The sequence below is a fragment of the Xanthocytophaga agilis genome (genome assembly GCF_030068605.1).
GTDB lineage: Bacteria > Bacteroidota > Bacteroidia > Cytophagales > 172606-1 > Xanthocytophaga > Xanthocytophaga agilis.
The window spans coordinates 283,493-302,730 of sequence record NZ_JASJOU010000006.1 but is presented as its reverse complement, the minus strand read 5'-3'; the positions used below and the strand labels follow the sequence as shown (position 1 = coordinate 302,730).

The following is a 19,238-nucleotide window of genomic DNA, read 5'->3' as shown; positions in this document are numbered from 1 at the left end:
TTTAGTGTGTCAATGAAAGGGTCATACGTAGCCCATTCCTATAGTACAGTAGAGTAGTTGTTTTGCTGATTAATATATTCTTTCCAGTTCAGATCGTCAGGCAGTTGCTGGTTAGCAAACTCCAGATGGATAACCCGCCTGTTGCGGGAGGAAGTACTTTTAGAGGATGAATGTAACAAAAGTGGTTTCATAATCATAATCCCACCTTTTTTTACACAACATACATCTTCTTTTTGTTTCTTTGTCTGATGTAGTAACTGTTCTGAAGAAAGTACACCAGTTGTGTGTGAACCTGCAATTACCTTTAGTGCTCCATTGGTTTCATCACAATCATCCAGATGTAGCCGAATAGTATAGATATTTTCCAGCATCTGCACAGGAGGCTGTACATTGAATGCTTCGTGTTTGTTGATCCAGGGACTAAAACCAGCTATTTCTTTACGCTTATCTACAGATATCATCAGGTCCTGATGCCAGGCAACCATCCAGTTGGATAGAGGAGGCTTGTCAAAGAAGATAGATTTTATACAGAAATAATCTGGCCCAAACAATTGCTCAATTACCTGGCGCAGGGTATCTGTCCACAGTAGCGAATTAACATGAGGCACTTCATGCAGGAAGTTACGGATGGCAAACAAATCATCCGTTTTCCGGAAATTTGGCCCTTCACCTGTACTCGTTTCCAGATAGTTGATTAATTGTTCAACTTCCTGAGGCTGATAGATATCTTCTATCACCAAAAAACCGTCGTTAGTTAATTTTTCTTTATACGTTGATACCTGGGCCAAAAATGCATGCATAATGTAAAGGATATAGCCTGCAAGATAGGAAAACCTGCCCTTATCCAAAAATAGCATAGCCAGATTGGCTATTTCCCACCTTCTGAAAATACCAGATTACGGAAGTAACGACGATATTTGGCTTTACGTGACCAGAATTGCAGATACATTGCCGGAAACATAAGATAATCTGTGATAACTATTGGCGTTCGAAAGGTAACTTTATCCCGGATGAGACTTGACTGGCCTTTTCGCTCCACTCTGTGTTCATGATGCCAGTAGGAGAGAAAGAAAGGCAATTCTGTTCCTTCATCCACAAACACCATGCGCTCCTCATTTTTCTGAAAAGAAATAATCTTACTTTTCCAGACTTGCCTGAAGAGCAGAAAGTTTAGTTCCACATGTACTTCATTACCTGGCATGTTGCCATCATAACGTAACAATCGGGCAGGGGGGAAACTGGGCGAAACCTTTGTCAATAAACGCTGATCAAAGTTTCCAGCAACAGTTTCAAAATTGGCTTTGACCTCGGTAATAATCTCAAAATACATAAGCAACAGGATATATAACCTTTCAAAATAATTACTGACCTTTGTATGGTAAATATTCGGACCTTCGTTGTCTACATACAAACTCCCTCTTCTGATTTTTGTTATGATATTAACATTACTCTCAAATTAAAACCGTAGAGCCACTTTATTTTTTATCTAAAAAATCATGAGGAAACTAACCCTTGTTGTCTTATTTCTAAGTACGTTATATTGTGTACATGCACAGGTGCAGGACAGTGCCAGCGGTAGGCCAATTTTAAAGAAACGCACCAAACCAGAAGATTTCTGGAAAAAAACCTTTGTGGCCATCAATTTAACACCTTCACTGGGTAGTGGTTCATTTGGTGCCTATATATCACCTACTTTTGGCTATCATCCAAGCGAAAATAGTAGTGTAGCAGCCGGGCCACTCTATATGTTCAATTCTTTTAATAATGGTACGGGTAGTGGCCGAACTACAGCCAGTATTTGGGGAGCACGCGTCTGGGGGCAACATCGTATTTATCGTACATTCTTTGCGCATGCTGAATACGAAGTGATGAATGCAGTAAAAATGGTTGTGATGAATGGATTACAATATTACTATGTCAATCCGGATGGTTCTTTTTCTCATCAGACGATTGGCAACCCATTGATTGGTGCAGCCTTTGTAAATGAAGGGGATTCCGGTTCGCAAAGTTTTACTATCTTGTATAACCTGAATTATATCGAAACAGCCACCCCTTATACCAAGTTATTCAGTATTCCTATTGTACTTAGAGCTAGTATAAGCTTTAATCTGGGAGGAAACCGATAGAAAATTTCTGTATCAGGTACAGAAATGCAAGACAGCCTTCCTTATGGGAGGCTTTTTTGTTTGTTTTCCCTAGATTTAGCAGGTTTTTGATGCAAAAAGATACGATTCTCAGATTTAATACCCATTTTTGTAATTGGATTCTTCCCTTCCGGATTAACGACTAATTAACGATAAATGAATTCTTACGGTAAAGCTTTCCGAATTACAACATTTGGTGAATCACATGGAGCAGGAATTGGAGTGATTATTGACGGCTGCCCAGCCGGATTAACCATCGATACTGATTTCATTCAGCAGGAACTAAACCGACGCAAACCTGGTCAGAGTCGTATTACTACACAACGCCGCGAAAAAGACGAATTTCAGATATTGTCAGGTGTATTTGAAGGAAAAACGCAAGGAACACCTATTGCCATGGTGATCATGAACGAAGATCAGCGGAGCCATGATTACTCACACATTGCCGAGCAGTTTCGTCCCAGCCATGCTGACTATACCTATCAAGCTAAATATGGCACACGCGATTACAGAGGCGGCGGACGCAGTTCAGCCCGTGAAACAGCAGCCCGTGTAGCGGCTGGTGCTGTCGCCAAACTGCTTTTAGCACAGCTGGGAGTTAAGATTGAGGCATATGTAAGCAAAGTAGGTAAGCTGGCTCTGGAAAAACATTACTCTGAATTGAATATCGCACTGGCAGAAGAAAATGCAGTTCGTTGCCCTGATCCGGAAACTGCTCAGAAGATGTTTGATCTGATTGATGCGACTCGTAAGAATGGAGATTCTATTGGAGGTATTGTAACGTGTGTGATCAAAGGAACGCCTGTAGGTTGGGGAGAACCAGTTTTTGATAAACTACATGCAGAGCTAGGCAAAGCTATGTTGGGAATTAATGCAGTGAAAGGATTTGAATATGGTAGTGGATTTGAAGGAGCATCCTGGTATGGCTCACAGCATAATGATGCCTTTTATACAGATGAACAGGGGAATGTGCATACACGCACCAATTACTCAGGAGGTATACAAGGTGGAATTAGTAATGGAGAAGATATTTACTTCAATGTAGCATTTAAACCTGTTGCTACTATTATGCAGGATCAGGAAAGTATTGATTTGCATGGCAATGTGGTAACTGTCACAGGCAAAGGCCGCCATGATCCGTGTGTAGTACCACGAGCGGTACCTATTGTTGAATCTATGGCAGCACTGGTACTTGCCGACTTTTATCTTCGAAACAGATCAGCCAGGGTATAAACTCTGGCTATTACTATAGTTATAGAAATTATTTTCTGTCACAAATACGCCATCTGTGAACTAACGGTTGTTCATGCAGACCCCCAAACGCTTCGCCTTTCCTTCATTACGCAAAATCGCTGACCTGATTTATAAGGGTCAGCCACTGCTATCTCACTTTGTGAGTGAAGGGGGAGAACATTATCTGTTTTATTGGATAGAGGGAGATCTGCTGCAAAATCGTTGGTTAGTTTGTCGGGTACGTCTCGAACAACTGGTTAAATACACCGATCGTAAACTCTCTCTGCAAAACATCTTTCTGGCTCCGCCGGATGGTTTTCTGTACTCATTAGAGACAGATAATGGGTCTGAACTGCAATACCGCAACGTACAGATTTTGTTTCCGGCAGATATACCAGCCCGCCAATTGCCTCCTAAGGATTCTTTGTACAAAGGTAATCCCCATGCTCAGCCTGTTGATTTACTGAACTTATCTGCTCAATACGATTCGGGCTTGCTGCAAATACATTTTAGTGAATCACCTAAGGTAGGCTATGGTACTATTGATTTATCACTGCTGGCACCTGCATTAAATCATCTGTATGAGATAGCGGATGGGCTGGGATTGAGTTATTATAAAAAGCAAACAGATACCCGACATCTGACCGAACGTTTTGTACGGGAAGATCATAAGAAACTTATTACGACAGCTTCTCATTACGAGTTGTTACACACACTCCCAGGTTCCTTTACTATACTGCTACGTCCCCGCAATCAGCAGTTGCCTATGTTTGGGCAGGAAAGTGAACCGGATAAGTTTAGCCGATACTGGTATGAGTTTATCCAGGCTAGTTTTGATTTTGAAAAACTGAAAGTCTTTGCAGACCAGATAGATGGACGCGTAGTAACCAGCTACCAGAATTTGCTGAAGCTGATCAAAACAAACCGTCTGCAGCTTCAGTTAAAGTGGGCTAACCATTATACGCAGTTACAATGGCAGCAGGGGATAGGCTACCAGGATGCTGGTCAGATTCTGGAAAATCTGAACCGGCTGGAATACCTGTCAGATCGTACGATTCAGCTTACAGGCAAGTTTGTGGCACTCAATATCCGTTCTAACCTCTACGTATTTGAAGCAGATGACAAATCGGTCTCAAAAGGAATGGTTACTCCTACACTGCATGCCAGCATGTCTTTGCTTTATTTTAACCGTAGGTATGAAGTAGTCATCCAACGTGTAGAGACCAAACAGGCAGGCAAGCCAAAACCCAAAACGAAAGATCTGTTAATTTCCTTCACAGAACTACAAACTCCTAACCGCACATTGTTTCAGCTCAATAATGGCTTGATCCCTGATCAGGAGCCATTCTGACAACTATTTAATCAAGATTATCCTGTTATCAGTTTATTTTGTGCATGGTTCTATACTTTTTTGTGTTTGAACTGAATTATGCTCACGAAGTTTTTTGTGGTGAATTCCGATCAAAAACAAAACTTGCGGTTAATTCTATGCAAAAACTTTTTTGCGGTGTATTCAACTCATCCGCATTTTTGCAAAGAACTCTAGGCAAAATATTCTTTCACTCAAAAAGGATGGACTTCCTTGTAAAAATAATTCATGCATATAGTTATGCCTAGAAAGCTACTTGAATTAAACTATGCACAACAGAAATTTTGGCAAGTTTCTTTTTTCTTTTCTTATTTATTTTTGTCCTTCTGAAAGAATCTTGTGACAATTAGAGCCAACTGCGGGTTCTGAGAGAAAAAATTACTCCAAAAGTAAAGGCCGCTTACCTTGCCAAAAGATTCTTTCAGAAGGACAGGAGGTAGGACATTCGGGTCTTTTAGATTGCAAGAGATATCAACGAAAATGTAAAAAGACACAAAAGATTTTCTCTATAACCAGATATAAAATATGCAACCCTCCTTATTAAATCGCTATCTTTTGCTTACTTAGTATTTCATAAACCAGTATATTCCTACACTAAAAACCTAACCCTATAAAGTATGAAAAAATATCTATCTCTCCTGGTATGGTGGATAGGGCTTCAGCTTGTTGCTCAGGATAACCTTACCTACCAAACCCCACCTAAAGCTATTGCGGATCTGATCAATGCACCTACTACTCCACGTGTCAGTATTGACACCAAGGGAAACTGGATGCTGATCATGCAGACAGCCAGTTATCCGGGAATAGCAGAGCTGGCAGAACCGGAGCTTCGTATTGCAGGCCTGCGGATCAATCCCCGTAACAATGGACCAAGCCGGATGAGTTATCTGACAGGTCTTTCGTTGAAAAACATTCGTACAGGAAAGGATATGCCAGTAACAGGACTGCCTCAGAATCCGCTTATCTCTAATGTAAGCTGGTCACCGGATGACTCCCAGATTGCGTTTTGTGTAACAGAAGGAGAAAATATTCAGTTGTATGTACTGGATGTAGCTACTGCCGCCGCCCACAAAGTAACAACTACACGAATCAACAGTGTATTAACTACTCCATTTATATGGTTATCAGATAATACACATCTTCTGGTTCTGTCTGTGCCTGATACCAGAGGCGCACTACCCGAAGCCCCCAAAGTGCCTAGCGGTCCCATTGTACAGGAGAACCTCGGCAAAAAAGCCCCTTCCCGTACCTATCAGGATCTGCTGAAAAGCCCTTATGACGAAGCCTTATTTGATTATTATGCTACCGCACAACTTACCAGAATTAATGTTAAAACGGCTGCTGTCGAAAAGCTGGGTAAACCTGCTCTTATTCAGAATTATCAGCCTTCTCCAGATGGAAAATATATTCTATTTCAGACCTATCACAAACCGTATTCTTATCTGGTAACAGTACGGTTATTTCCTCACAAAATAGAGCTACTGGATAGCAAGGCCAATCTGGTAAAACAACTGGCCGATGTACCACTGGCCGACAATATCCCTATTGGTTTCAGTGCTACCCGTACAGGACAACGTGAACACAACTGGCGCAGTGATGCTCCGGCAACGCTATACTGGATTGAAGCACAGGACAATGGCGACCCTAAAAACGACGTTCCTGTCAGAGATAAAGTATTTACACTATCTGCTCCGTTTACAGGCAATGCGGACGAACTAGCCTCAACCAAACTTCGCTTTGATGGCATTCGCTGGGGAAATGATAATCTGGCCTTAGTAAGTGAAAGCTGGTGGTCTACCCGTAAAGAGATAACCACAATCCTGAATCCTAAAACCAAAGCAACGACTGTTCTTTTTGACCGTTCGTATGAAGATACCTACAATAATCCCGGTTCGCCTGAATTAACTAAAAACCAGTATGGCCGCTATGTACTGGAAATTGTAGATAATAACTTAATCATGACTGGACAAGGTGCGTCACCGGAAGGAGATCGCCCGTTTGTCGATTTACTTAGTTTGAGCACGAAGAAAAGTACTCGCCTGTGGCGTTCTGCAGCGCCCTATTATGAAGTACCTGTAGCTATTCTGGATCTCAAAAAACAGGTATTATTGACTCGTCGCGAATCACTGACAGAAAACCCCAACTACTTTATACGCAACCTGAAAGCCCGTATAGCCCCTATAGCTGTTACTCAGTTCGCACACCCTTATCCGCAGATGAAAGATGTACAGAAACAGTTGCTCAAATACAAACGTGCCGATGGTGTGGAACTATCCGCTACTCTATATCTGCCAGCAGGTTATAAGAAAGAAGATGGTCCGCTGCCTACACTGATGGAAGCTTACCCTACAGAATTTAAAAGCAAAGATGCAGCCGGACAAGTAACCGGATCACCTTATCAGTTTACCTATATCTACTGGGGCTCACCTGTATTCTGGGCCACTCAAGGGTATGCTATCATGGAAAATGCGTCTATTCCTATTGTAGGAGAAGGGACTAAAGAACCCAATGACACCTATATTGAACAACTCGTTGCCGGAGCCAAAGGAGCCATTGACGAAGGAGTCCGGTTAGGTGTGGTAGATGCCAAACGTGTAGGAGTAATGGGACACTCTTATGGTGCCTTTATGACTGCCAATCTACTATCACACAGCAATCTCTTTAAAGCAGGAATTGCACGAAGCGGAGCTTACAACCGTACACTGACACCATTTGGATTTCAGGCAGAAGAAAGAACCTACTGGCAGGCACCAGATGTATATTTTAATATGTCACCATTCAGTTCTGCCGATAAAATCAAGACCCCTATACTGCTGATTCATGGAGAAGCGGATAATAATCCAGGAACTTTTCCGATTCAGAGTGAACGGTATTACAACGCCATCAAAGGCCATGGAGGCACTGCCCGTTATGTAGTGCTTCCCTATGAGAGTCATGGGTATCGTGGCAAAGAATCTATTCTTCATATGTTGTGGGAAATGGATAAATGGCTGGATACGTATGTAAAGAAAGCAGCCGTTAACTAAAACAGACTGGATCTTGTACGATCTGCCTTTTTGAATTACCTTAACTCGTCTTCCTGTAACTATGTATGGCATACTACAGGAGGACGAGTTTTTTATGAGACCTTATTTTGAAAGAATATCATCTATTGAAAGTTATGATTCATTCTCAGACTTTTAGTATAATCATACTTTAGAGATCCATAAAATCATAGAATTTCTACAATATATTTTATGGAATTTGTGTGGATCAGGCATCTTCTATGAAAAAACCTGGTCTTTTTATGAAAAATATGATCTCCTTATCTGTCGCCAATCCATGTACTGAAAAATGGGAACATTTTACACCTACCTCTCAGGGTGGCTTCTGTAGTTCCTGTAGTAAAAACGTAATTGATTTTACCCAAATGAGTGATCAGGAGGTACTGGATTTTTTCAAAAACAAACCTGCTTACACCTGTGGCCGCTTCCGCCCGGATCAGTTGAAAACCTATGTCGTAAAAAATCGGTCTGTTACACGTCCCCGCCGAAGCCTGGTTCAGGCTGGAGCTTTGGGTTTACTATTGCTTTTTGCAGGTAAGCACAGTTATTCTCAAAACCTGGCAGAAAAAACATTTACATCTGTTCAGTTACCACAAGAACATACAGAAAAAGACATCTCAGATAATCCTGGTCATACGATAGGAGGTATAGTAAAAGGAGATAATAATGAACCTCTTCCTGGAGTAAGTATCGTTCTGAAGGGTTCCTCCATTGGTACATCAACAGATGCAACAGGAAGGTTTCAGTTTCCAAAAGACTTAAAAGAAGGAGATGTTTTGATTTTTAGCTTTATTGGATATGAAATGCGGGAATATGTTATCACTAAAAATATACCAACTACATTTGAAATGACTTTATCTCTTGATATTGTTCCGTTAATGGGTGCAGTAGCTGTAGATAATCATTATCAAGCTAAACCTTCTGGTCTGAGTAACTTCTGGCAAAAGGTAAAGTCTATATTCTGATGATTGTTTTTTCCTGGCTTCCTGTAAAGAGTACCCTTCTTATACTATCCTGTTGCTTCTGTTTTTCTTTCAATCTGAAGGCCCAGATTACAGATGATAAAGCGAATGATTTTGCCAAGGCAGATAGTATGGCTGCTCTGTATCCCAATCATTCGCTTATCAACTTAAAAGAACTGGCAGATAAACTCACCAAACCTCTGGATACGGATGTAGATAAGTTCAGAGCTATTTTCAGATGGGTATGTGACAACATTGAAAGCGACTATAGCTTCTATGTAAAAAATAAAGCGAAACGGGAAAAACTAAATGATAAACCGGAAGAACTTGAGCAGTGGAATAAACAATCCAATCCTTATTTCTTCCGACGACTACTGCATGATCATAAGACCATTTGCTCCGGCTATGCGTATCTGGTTAAAGAACTCTGTTTTCAGGCAGGTATTACCTGCAAAATAATAGATGGTTATGGACGAACCGTTGATGCAAACATTGGTGGTACAGGCATACCCAATCATTCCTGGAATGCCGTGTATCTTGCCAACCAATGGTATCTCTGTGACGCCACCTGGTCTAGTGGGGTGATTGATTCGGAACAAAAACAATTTATCTCTCAATTTGATGAAGCCTATTTCCTGGCTCCTCCGGCATTGTTTGTTCGCAATCATTATCCGTTGGATACCGCCTGGACTTTGCTGAAAGAAAAACCGACGTTACACCAATTCCTAAATGGTCCTCTCATTTATAAAAAACTATTTTCATATAATGCTTCACCTGTTTACCCGGAAACGTTTACTGCTACAGCCACAAAAGGAGAAAAGTTCTCTTTTCGTTTTAATAAAGGAAGCGGTCTGGAAATAAAAAAAGTAGAGCTACAGCTTGTACAGGGCAGCCGAACAATTTCTGTCTATCCGAAACTATACACAGACGCTGAAGGACTTACTACAATAGATTATGTCTTTACCCACAAAGGAACGTATGTAGTACACATACTTTTTAATGGAGATTATGTAGTTACTTATACAGTTACTGTTTCAAGCAAATAGACGCTAAGGGGTCAGAAGGGTCGGATGCGGGTAAGTTGCGGGCAAGATCTAAGTGATTGATAATCAATGCGGGTAAGAAGGGTAGGTATTTTAGGGCTAAACGGTAGCAGAAGAATAGGAACAGAAAGGGTTAGTATATGCTATATTTAGTATTTTCTTTTTATATTATATATATAACACACGTAGTATAGAAAATATTCTTACCCTTTCTTACCCTAGCTGATTACCAATGGCTTACATCTGACCCGCAACCGACCCGCTTCTTACCCTTCTGACCTCGTACAGAGTAGCCATGAGATATGCAATCCTATATCCGTTTCTTCGTAATTCATAACTCACAGTAACTTAACAAAAAAGCACATTCTTACACACTCTTTTTTTTTTCTACATATATTTACATCTGTTGCTATTTTGGTATTAAAAGCGAGTTATCAATTTTACTACTAAAATACATGTCTCTGTTTTACCCACCCTCTCCTCAGAATGTTCCCCCTTCATTGACACAACCATCCAAAGCCTATGCTGCCAATATTGGCAAAGTAATGGTAGGTATTGTGCTCTTTATCTTACTATACATTCTTCTACTTGTAGCCTCTGTCTTTATGCTCTATTATGGAGTTATAGTAGGCCTTTTTATCATTTCCCTACGCGTTAATTTACTAACCATAGGGGCTGGTGGGGGTATAGTAGCCTTAACCGTTATGTTCTGCTGGTTTCTGATTAAGTTCATCTTTAAAACCCGACACAACGAAAATCCTCAACGGGTAGAAATTTTTGAAAAAGACTATCCTGAGTTATTCGCCTTTATTTATCAGGTGGCTACCGATGTGAAAGCACCTAAACCCAAAAGTGTGTTTTTGAGTCCGGACGTTAACGCTTGTGTGTTTTACAACTCCAGCTTTTTAAGCCTGTTTTTTCCTGTGTCAAAAAATCTTGAAATAGGTTTAGGACTGGTAAATTCACTAAATATAAGTGAGTTCAAGGCTGTATTAGCTCACGAGTTTGGTCATTTTTCACAACGTAGTATGAAGCTGGGTAGCTATACATACACTGTCAATCACATTCTGTATGATTTGATCTATGAATATGATAACTGGGATGCTACGCTTGTCAAGTGGGCAGAGGTTGGAGGTGTATTCAGTTGGTTCGCAGTTATTACGTTCCGTCTGGTTCAGGGCGTTCGCTGGATTTTACGCAAGGCATTTGAACAAATAAATCTGGCCTATATGAGCCTGTCGCGGGAAATGGAATACCATGCAGATTCAATAGCTGTTAGCCTGGCAGGTTCGAAAGCCATCAGTAGTGCATTACGTAGAATAGAATTTGGTAGTTCGGCTTATCAATCCACCATACATCAACTAAACCGTCTGGCAGAGGAGAAAATTCATACTAACAATGCCTTTGTGAATCACAAAGGTATGATTGCTTATCTGGCAAATGCATTTCAACTACAACAGGTTGACAATCTTCCGGTTATCACTGACGAAATGCTGAAAAAACATACCCAGGCATCACGTGTGTATATCAAAGACCAATGGGCTTCACACCCAAGCTTATCAGAACGGGAAGCCAATATCTTCAGAGCACCTGTAGATACGGTCATTGACCAACAATCTCCCTGGGTTCTGTTTGGCAACGTAGAAGCCATTCAACAAAGACTAACCAAATTGCTGTATAGCACAGAAATTTCTGAAGCAGAAAAGGGCGAAGAAAAGCAGGCAGATGAAGCTCAGCAAATGATTGTGGACTATATACAGAAGGAACAGCCCGATCCAATGTATAATGATTATTATGACAATCGCTATCTGGAATTATTTGATGTAGAGACATCATTACAAAACACAACATTGTCTGTACCTTCCACTATCAACAAACTCTTTACTGACGAAATAAAAGAGAAGATAACTTCATACAACAATAACCGAAACGACCTGGATATACTAGCCAATCTACGTGATGGTCATACACAAGCCCGCACCTTTGATTTTGATGGAAAGAAATACCACGTTTCTGACAGTAACCATTTATTTACTCAATTAGAGCAGGAGGTACAAGAGCAGCAACAATGGATGCAGCGTCAGGATGAAACTGTATTCCGATTTTATTATCTCAAAGCATTAGAGCAATCTCAGGAACAAGCCGATGTATACAAACAGGCCATGAAGAATCATCTGGAGCTGCAGACTTTCTTTCGGAAACTGATGGATTTTCGCTCCCGATTACAAATGGTACAGTACTGGGCATCATTGCAACAACACTGGGTAGAAGATAACTTCAATCAACTCAAACAAGAAACGATTTCACTGCACGGCAATCTGGAACAAATACTGCTGGATTCAGAAAAACTGGTTCAGCCTGCACCCAATCCCAACCAGTTTACGTTGCGCACACAACTGCTTCAAGAGCCTCTGACGAATGTACTTACTGACTTTACAGGAGAGGTGTACAATCAGTTTATACATCAATCCTATGATATACTGGGCAAAGGCAGTGAAATGTTTGACCAATCATTCAAGCATCTGATGACTGTACAGAAAGATATTCTCAACCAATCTGAGGTTTCAGCTTAACTGATTTTCTGTGAAGAGATTATTTTTCAAATTCTGGATATTAGATGTAGCTATCAGTATAAGATCCTATGCTTTTTAATAGAGCATAGGATCTTATGTTTTGAAATCTTTCCATCTTCGCTATTTCAGACAAAAGCATTGTATAGTATACCTATGGAGAATTCTAAAGAGTTTTTTGTTTTTTATTGCTTAAATTAAATTTTTCTCATAACTTATACTTTCTCTATCCCATTTTCTTAAAAAAAATGGATAGATATTTTGTTTGCACATAAAACCTCATTAAGTTTATAGACTAAATAGAAACATGAACATAGTAGCAAAATATATATATAAGTCTTGTTGTTGTCCTGAATTGTCATAGCAGGGCTTGCTATCCAATATTTTATATTCTAACACAAGCCCTTTGCCATTGTAAAGGGCTTATTTTTTACTAGTGCTATCAACAAACAAAAGTCTTCGAACAGAAGTGACAGTTTAAGTAAATGCAATTAATAACATCCCAATTTTTATAATATCATGCAAAGTTTCCGAACCGAACTGGAGAACCCGCTGGTTGAAAAAGAGATCATTGATCTGGAAAAAAAGATCGCGCTTTTTCGTGAAGGAAAAATCCACGATGAGAAGTTTCGTAGTCTACGATTGGTACGTGGTATATACGGCCAGCGTCAGCCCGGTGTACAGATGATCCGTATCAAATTGCCATTTGGTAAAATGACTGTCAAACAGATGTTACGGATTGCTGATGTATCTGATGAATATGCAACCGGAAATATGCACCTGACTACCCGTCAGGATGTACAGATTCACTTTGTAAGTCTGGACAAAACACCTGAATTATGGGCAAAGCTAGCACACGATGATATCACAATCCGTGAAGCTTGTGGTAATACGGTTCGTAATGTAACGGCTTCAGCCAATGCAGGTATTGATCCGGAAGAGCCATTTGATGTATCACCTTATGCAGACGCGATGTTCCGGTATTTCCTTCGGAATTCTATTAGTCAGGAACTAGGTCGTAAATTCAAAATAGCATTTTCAAGCAGCGATAAAGATACAGGCTTTACTTTCATGCACGATATCGGTCTGATTCCAAAAGTAAAGATCGAAAATGGCAAAGAAGTTCGCGGTTTTAAGGTAATGCTTGGCGGAGGATTAGGCGCACAGCCTTATCTGGCATTTGTGGCCTATGAGTTTTTGGAAGAAGATAAATTTATTCCTTTTACAGAAGGGGTAGTACGTATCTTTGACCGATATGGAGAGCGGAACCGCCGTCACAAAGCCCGCCTTAAGTTTTTGATTGAAGAACTGGGATTTGAAACCTTCATGGAACTGGTAGCTCAAGAACAAAAGGCACTGAAAAACAAAACTTTCCAGGTTGACACTACTACAGTAGGACAACCAGAGCCTGCGCCTGAAAACAATATTCCGGAAAGTGCTAAATCACTGGACATTGTACAGGTTACTGCCACGAAAAAATACAAAGACTGGTATGCAACCAACGTATTCGAGCAAAAGCAAAAGGGATTTTATGGTGTACAGATTAAAGTACATCTGGGGGATATTCCTACTGTGATAGTTCGCAAGCTGGCTCCTATTGTAGAGACATATGCAGCAGATGATGTTCGGGTAACTGTTAACCAAGGTTTACTCCTGAAATATGTACGTCCGGAATACCTGCCATATGTATTTGCAGCTCTGGACGAAATTGGCTTGGCAGAACCAGGATTTGATAGCACAGCTGATGTGACTGCATGTCCGGGAACGGATACCTGTAACCTGGCAATCTCCAGCAGTACAGGTATCAGTGCAGAACTGGAACGTGTAATGAACGAAGAGTATCCGGATCTGATTCACAACCAGGATATCAAAATCAAAATTAGTGGATGTATGAATGGTTGTGCGCAGCATAGTGCCTGTCAGATAGGCTTCCATGGAAGTTCTGTAAAGAAAGGTGCGGCGGTATTGCCAGCTCTTCAGGTGATGCTGGGTGGTGGTATAGAAGGAAATGGAATAGGAAGTATCGGTGACAAAGTGATCAAAGTTCCAAGTCGTCGTGGTCCGGATGTATTGCGCTGGTTAATCAATGACTACGAAGCCAATGCAGCGGATGGTGAATATTTCAACAACTACTACCGTCGTCAGGGCAAAGACTACTTCTATAAACTGCTGAAACCACTGGCGAATTTGGATAACCTGTCTCCACTGGATTATGTAGACTGGGGCAAAACAGAAAACTTTGAAACAGCAATTGGTGTAGGAGAGTGTGCAGGAGTGGTAATTGACCTGGTATCAACCTTATTCTATGAGTCTGAGGAGAAATTAGCCTGGGCTAAGGAAGCCTTCGAATTACAAGCTTACGCCGACAGCATCTACCATAGTTATGCCGCTATGGTTAGCTCTGCCAAAGCATTTCTGTTAACTCAGAATGTAAACTGTAACTCACAGCATGGCATTATGAAAGATTTTGATACACATGCTGTCCAGACAGGTACCATTACACTACCTACTGATTTTAAAACGTATATTCTGCAAATCAACGAAAATGAACCATCTGAAGCATTTGCCACAAGCTATATGCAGGATGCCATTCGTTTCCATGAGCAGGTTGTAGCTGCCCGTCAGCGTATGATCATGCAGGAAGCATAGAGTGTATAATATCTTCAAAATAGAAAAATGCCTGAAGATGTAGTTTCAGGCATTTTCTTTGTATAACCAGTAGATGTTCTAAGTTTTAATTTAGAACATGTGAGTACTAATTCACTTCCAGTTCATCCTTGGTAGGTAGTTTCGGAAAAGTGGCATGCGGCTCCGTCTGATACCAGAACACAGTCGATGAGATATCATCCTTTAATGGTAGATAACGCCCGCCATCTCTCCATCCCAGTGCTTGTACAGTTACCCTAAGATCTTTATCAAACCGAATCGGATCTGTAATATGCCAGCGGTACATACCAAACCGTTGCTGAGATTGATACAATCCATCAGGTCGGATTACCTGATGCAGGCCTGTATAAGGAGATGAGAACTCCTGGTATTTTCCTTTATTATCAAAGTTATAGGAACCACAGAAATAATCTTCCAGTCCGGTTCCATTGACAGTAGGAAAATCTTTATCCCCATCCATATAAAACTTCATTTCTCCTTCGCCCCACCAGCCATTGCTATTTACACCCCAGGCTATGTATGTCCCCACATATTGCCCTTTGCCTTTTACACCATCCAACAGAGTATATACCTGCTTGTAGGGTAGGGGATTCACCCTACGAAACTGTGCATGAAAGTATGCTGCATCATCCGGAATATCTGTAAGGGTATAATCAATCTGATAATATAACATCATGGATTCATTGGCAATGTTCTCCATCGTAATCCGACATTTTTTACGAAAAGGCATAGTCCAGTAGCAGTTAAACGCACTTCCCGGATTTACCGCTACAGCCAGTGACGTAATGGGTGCATACTGCTGCCATCCCATGCAGAAGAAATCTCCGACAGGAACCTCTACAGAAGGCTCTTTTTCATCATCCCAGTAGATACGTAAGATAGAATAGCGCCACTTGCCTGTTGGCGTCATCCAGATATGTTGTATAGCTCCTTGCCCTGTTATTTCTGCTAGTGTAAAGGTAGTCTTGCTTTTTATCTCCACACTGGGACTTACCTTCCAGCCTTGTCCCAGATCTTGCGACGCATGCTTTCCTGTACCTTCTGTAGCCATTCCTCCCTTACCTTTTTCTCCTGTAAAATTCTCTGGGCTGATAGATCGGGTCTTGGCATCAGATGTACGGTACAAGTTTCCCATATGTGTATCAAGTCCATTAAATTTCTGTCCATAAGTAAAAGAGGACACACAAAGAAAACAGGCAAGCCCTAGAAGATACGAAATGCTTTTCATGCTAGTGTTTAGGTTACAGATGAATAAAACAACCAGATAACAACTTATGTAAAGCTAGTATTTTGTAGGTTGAGGCCACCTATCTCCACTTTAAAAAATTAAAAATGAAGCATTTATCTTAATTAACACACAAAGAAATTAGAGATCAGCCTCCGGTACGGAAAGCCATGACTAAAGGAAGGATTTAGTAGATAATGTATTATAGTTGTCAGTGACAACGGGATAGCCCAGATATGATGAAACAACTCTGCAGAGGAACCACTTATCCTGAAGATAGAAATAAGTGGTTTAAAGTTAATTAAATTACTTATTAGTTAAAGCCTAACCTCAAACGGAAGCCCGTCTGCACATATTTTCCATTTTGAAAAGTAGTTACGACTTCAGCTCCCAGGATTTTTAACAAACCTCTGAATCCATATCCGATCTCATACACATTGGTTTTAGTAGTCAGTAAGGCATTCACAAAAAGATTTTCACGGATGCCATACAATCGCAGAGAAGTAAACTGCGTAAACAGCAAACGATTAATCTGCTGACTGGCATGTGCCTGTAAATAATTATGTGTGGTAGAATAGTTATAGTAGTCCAAAAGACGGAAGAAGTCAAATCCTTCAGGCTGGAACCGTGTTTGGTTACCATTAAAGTGTTTGAAATCCATTAAGTAATTGGGCTTTTGTGGTCCGTAGAACAGTCCGCCACGTATCAGATAACGGAATCCACCTCTTAAAAAGCGAAATTCATCATTCACACTAAGCTCCAGCTGGTTAAAATGTACATCGCCAAACCCTGATCGGTTGTTGATTGTAAACACAGGAGAGTTATTGTTAATCAAATAACGACGACCATTATAAATACCAGCCTTTGCAAATGGCCGGATAGTTAAAGAACTAGCCCATATCCAGGCATTATGATCAGGGAAAGCCGTCTGATCCTGCAATTCAATATTACTTGGATCATTGCTGGTCAACTCACGTTTTTTAAAATCAAACCAGCTGTATTCAGTTCTGTTTACTAATCGATCACGATGTTCGAATGCAATTGACGTAGAAAAGGAGACTTTTTCAGTAAAGCGTTTGTTCCACTGTACACTGGCAAATGTTTTTTCATATATTTTCATATAGTTCCGCTCCCACAACAAGGTATTCACAGTATTGACTCCTTCCGGAATGGGATTATTAGCATTGAACTGAAATATATTATGTCCAGCTGATATAGAAAATGACTGTTGTTGGTTTCCTCTCGAAAACTGCAATCCCCCATTTAAATGGCTTCTTTCGAAAGAATACCTGAGATTACCTTCCAGACTCCATCGTGAATCTTTATTCACTCGTTCTGTATATCTCATCCGTGTTCTTAAAACTGTTCCTTCTACTGTATTGAAAAAACCCACATTGTTCCAGATAAAATAATCCGGATTATTCAGGTTCAATAAAGGAGAGTCAAAAGAAAAAGTACGCGGATACCATTCGTTTTCTGGTTGTTTTCCATAGTTATAGGTATGTCCAAAAATCAAATGAGTAAGCCGAAAACGAGGCAGACTTTTAATGGAATCTTTCTTTATCTTATCTTCATTGGCTTTGTAAAGACTGTCAGCCTGTTTATATCCCTTGATCTCTGTATCTGTTAATGGGACTTGTCTCTCATCTTCCCAGAATGAGGATGGTCTTTTTCTGGCAAGTGTATCTACATCAAAAGAATAATCCCGCATTACAGTCACATCTTCTCCACGTTCTTTGCGTTCTTTTCGATCTTCCCTTTCCATTTCTCTGCTTAACTGACGCAATTGCTTTCGGGTCAATTCTTTCTGTTTCAGAGCTGTTTCTGTATTGATCTTCTGTTTTCGTACTTCTGCAGCCTTTTCTTTATCAATCTTCTCGTCCACTACTACCGGCTGCTGATGGTATTTCGGATTGATTTTAAGCTGATAGTTTCGTACAGAGGTCACATAGCGAGCTTCTCCCTCCGCTCCAAATAGATTGGCTTTTACAGTAATCTCTGATTGTATAGGCATCCAGACATCCTGTGTCAGGTTGTAGATCTGTTGCAGATTATAGTTTATACCATTTTCATCTGTAAACTTAAATCGATAACTATGAATACTCCATAACTGATCTACAATATAAATAGAACCCTCTATTACATTTTGTCCTTTGATCTTAGGAGTTACCTTAATTCGATTCACCCATTTTCCGTTTTCTTCAAAACCACCTTCATACGTAAAGCGGTAATAGTTAAAAGCCTTAGGCGAAAGTGGCAGAATAATTCCGAAGAAAGCAGGTTGATAGATATTTAGCTGAGCAAAGTTGATAGCAGGTTGTGTGCCAGGAGGGAGATTAGAACGGATAGAAACAGCCTTTTCTTTTACTTTGTCAGGCTGCTGAAAGCTAATTTCATTAATAGATTCCAGCACATAGGTGGTTCCTACCTGAATGTTGTTTTTCTTAAGCGCCCCTTTCAGCAGAAACGGAACATCAATAACACGGAACGTACCTTTTACATAGGTTCTGGCAGACCAACTATCTACTTCCAGCATATGAAAACGTGCCATGCTAATAGTTTTCCGCATGATAGTATAGGCAGCATCTTCATCTGAAGAACCCACCTTTACTTCATTGAGCTGTACTACGGCTTCCTGCATAGTAACATCCACAGTCACATACTCATCACCCACCTCAATTGACTTATTCAAAACCTGATAGCCGAGGTATTGAAACTGAAGTTCGTAAGTTCCTGGTTTCAGGGTAACTTCGTATTTTCCATCTTCATTCGCCATTGTCCCAATACTTGTATTCTTTACCAGAATAGAGGTATAAGGCATAACTTCCCCTTTGGTATTCTTGATAGTACCACGTATCCCTCCGGCAATACTTGTCTGACTGTAGAAAAAGTAAATAGCAATAAGAAGTGTAAACGTCCACAGTCTCATAAAAGTATTTGAATAGGATAAGTGTTTGTGCTAAAACGGATAAAACGGCCGC

General features: G+C 40.5%; 12 protein-coding genes. 8 read left to right on the top strand and 4 right to left on the bottom strand.

The window, feature by feature from the left end; all coding sequences use genetic code 11:
* Positions 1–38: 38 nt before the first annotated feature.
* The gene (locus QNI22_RS19370; protein WP_314513184.1) at positions 39–800 is read right to left on the bottom strand and encodes a phytanoyl-CoA dioxygenase family protein; all 762 of its coding nucleotides are present in this window, start codon (positions 798–800) and stop codon (positions 39–41) included.
* Positions 801–868: 68 nt separating this feature from the next.
* Positions 869–1,330, bottom strand: coding sequence for an SRPBCC family protein (locus QNI22_RS19365; protein WP_314513182.1), 462 nt, complete (start codon positions 1,328–1,330; stop codon positions 869–871).
* Between the two features lie 166 nt (positions 1,331–1,496).
* Between QNI22_RS19365 and QNI22_RS19360 the strand changes: the two genes are divergently transcribed.
* From QNI22_RS19360 to QNI22_RS19325, 8 genes are all read left to right on the top strand, one after another.
* Positions 1,497–2,126 carry a hypothetical protein gene (locus tag QNI22_RS19360; protein ID WP_313991810.1) on the top strand — a complete coding sequence of 210 codons (630 nt, stop codon included), beginning with the start codon at positions 1,497–1,499 and terminating at the stop codon, positions 2,124–2,126.
* A 174-nt stretch (positions 2,127–2,300) separates the two neighbouring features.
* On the top strand, positions 2,301–3,377 hold the full coding sequence (aroC, locus tag QNI22_RS19355) for a chorismate synthase (RefSeq protein WP_314513181.1): 1,077 nt from the start codon (positions 2,301–2,303) through the stop codon (positions 3,375–3,377).
* A gap of 73 nt (positions 3,378–3,450) precedes the next feature.
* Positions 3,451–4,728, top strand: a complete 1,278-nt coding sequence (locus QNI22_RS19350) for a hypothetical protein (RefSeq protein ID WP_314513179.1) — start codon at positions 3,451–3,453, stop codon at positions 4,726–4,728.
* Positions 4,729–5,363: 635 nt separating this feature from the next.
* Complete coding sequence (locus tag QNI22_RS19345) at positions 5,364–7,772, top strand: S9 family peptidase (protein WP_314513177.1); 2,409 nt, start codon at positions 5,364–5,366, stop codon at positions 7,770–7,772.
* A 260-nt stretch (positions 7,773–8,032) separates the two neighbouring features.
* On the top strand, positions 8,033–8,755 hold the full coding sequence (locus tag QNI22_RS19340) for a carboxypeptidase-like regulatory domain-containing protein (protein WP_314513175.1): 723 nt from the start codon (positions 8,033–8,035) through the stop codon (positions 8,753–8,755).
* Positions 8,755–9,798 (top strand): transglutaminase domain-containing protein, encoded by a 1,044-nt coding sequence (locus tag QNI22_RS19335; protein WP_314513173.1) that lies wholly within the window; start codon positions 8,755–8,757, stop codon positions 9,796–9,798. The genes QNI22_RS19340 and QNI22_RS19335 overlap by 1 nt, the downstream gene beginning before the upstream one ends.
* A gap of 452 nt (positions 9,799–10,250) precedes the next feature.
* Complete coding sequence (locus QNI22_RS19330) at positions 10,251–12,368, top strand: M48 family metallopeptidase (RefSeq protein ID WP_314513171.1); 2,118 nt, start codon at positions 10,251–10,253, stop codon at positions 12,366–12,368.
* Between the two features lie 516 nt (positions 12,369–12,884).
* A complete protein-coding gene (locus QNI22_RS19325; protein ID WP_314513169.1) occupies positions 12,885–15,014 on the top strand; it encodes a HEPN domain-containing protein in 2,130 nt (709 codons plus the stop codon).
* Between the two features lie 106 nt (positions 15,015–15,120).
* On the opposite strand, the gene QNI22_RS19320 is transcribed toward QNI22_RS19325, so the two are convergent.
* On the bottom strand, positions 15,121–16,260 hold the full coding sequence (locus tag QNI22_RS19320) for a glycoside hydrolase family 172 protein (protein WP_314513168.1): 1,140 nt from the start codon (positions 16,258–16,260) through the stop codon (positions 15,121–15,123).
* A 310-nt stretch (positions 16,261–16,570) separates the two neighbouring features.
* A complete protein-coding gene (locus tag QNI22_RS19315) occupies positions 16,571–19,186 on the bottom strand; it encodes a DUF5686 and carboxypeptidase regulatory-like domain-containing protein (protein ID WP_314513167.1) in 2,616 nt (871 codons plus the stop codon).
* Between the last annotated feature and the right edge of the window lie 52 nt (positions 19,187–19,238).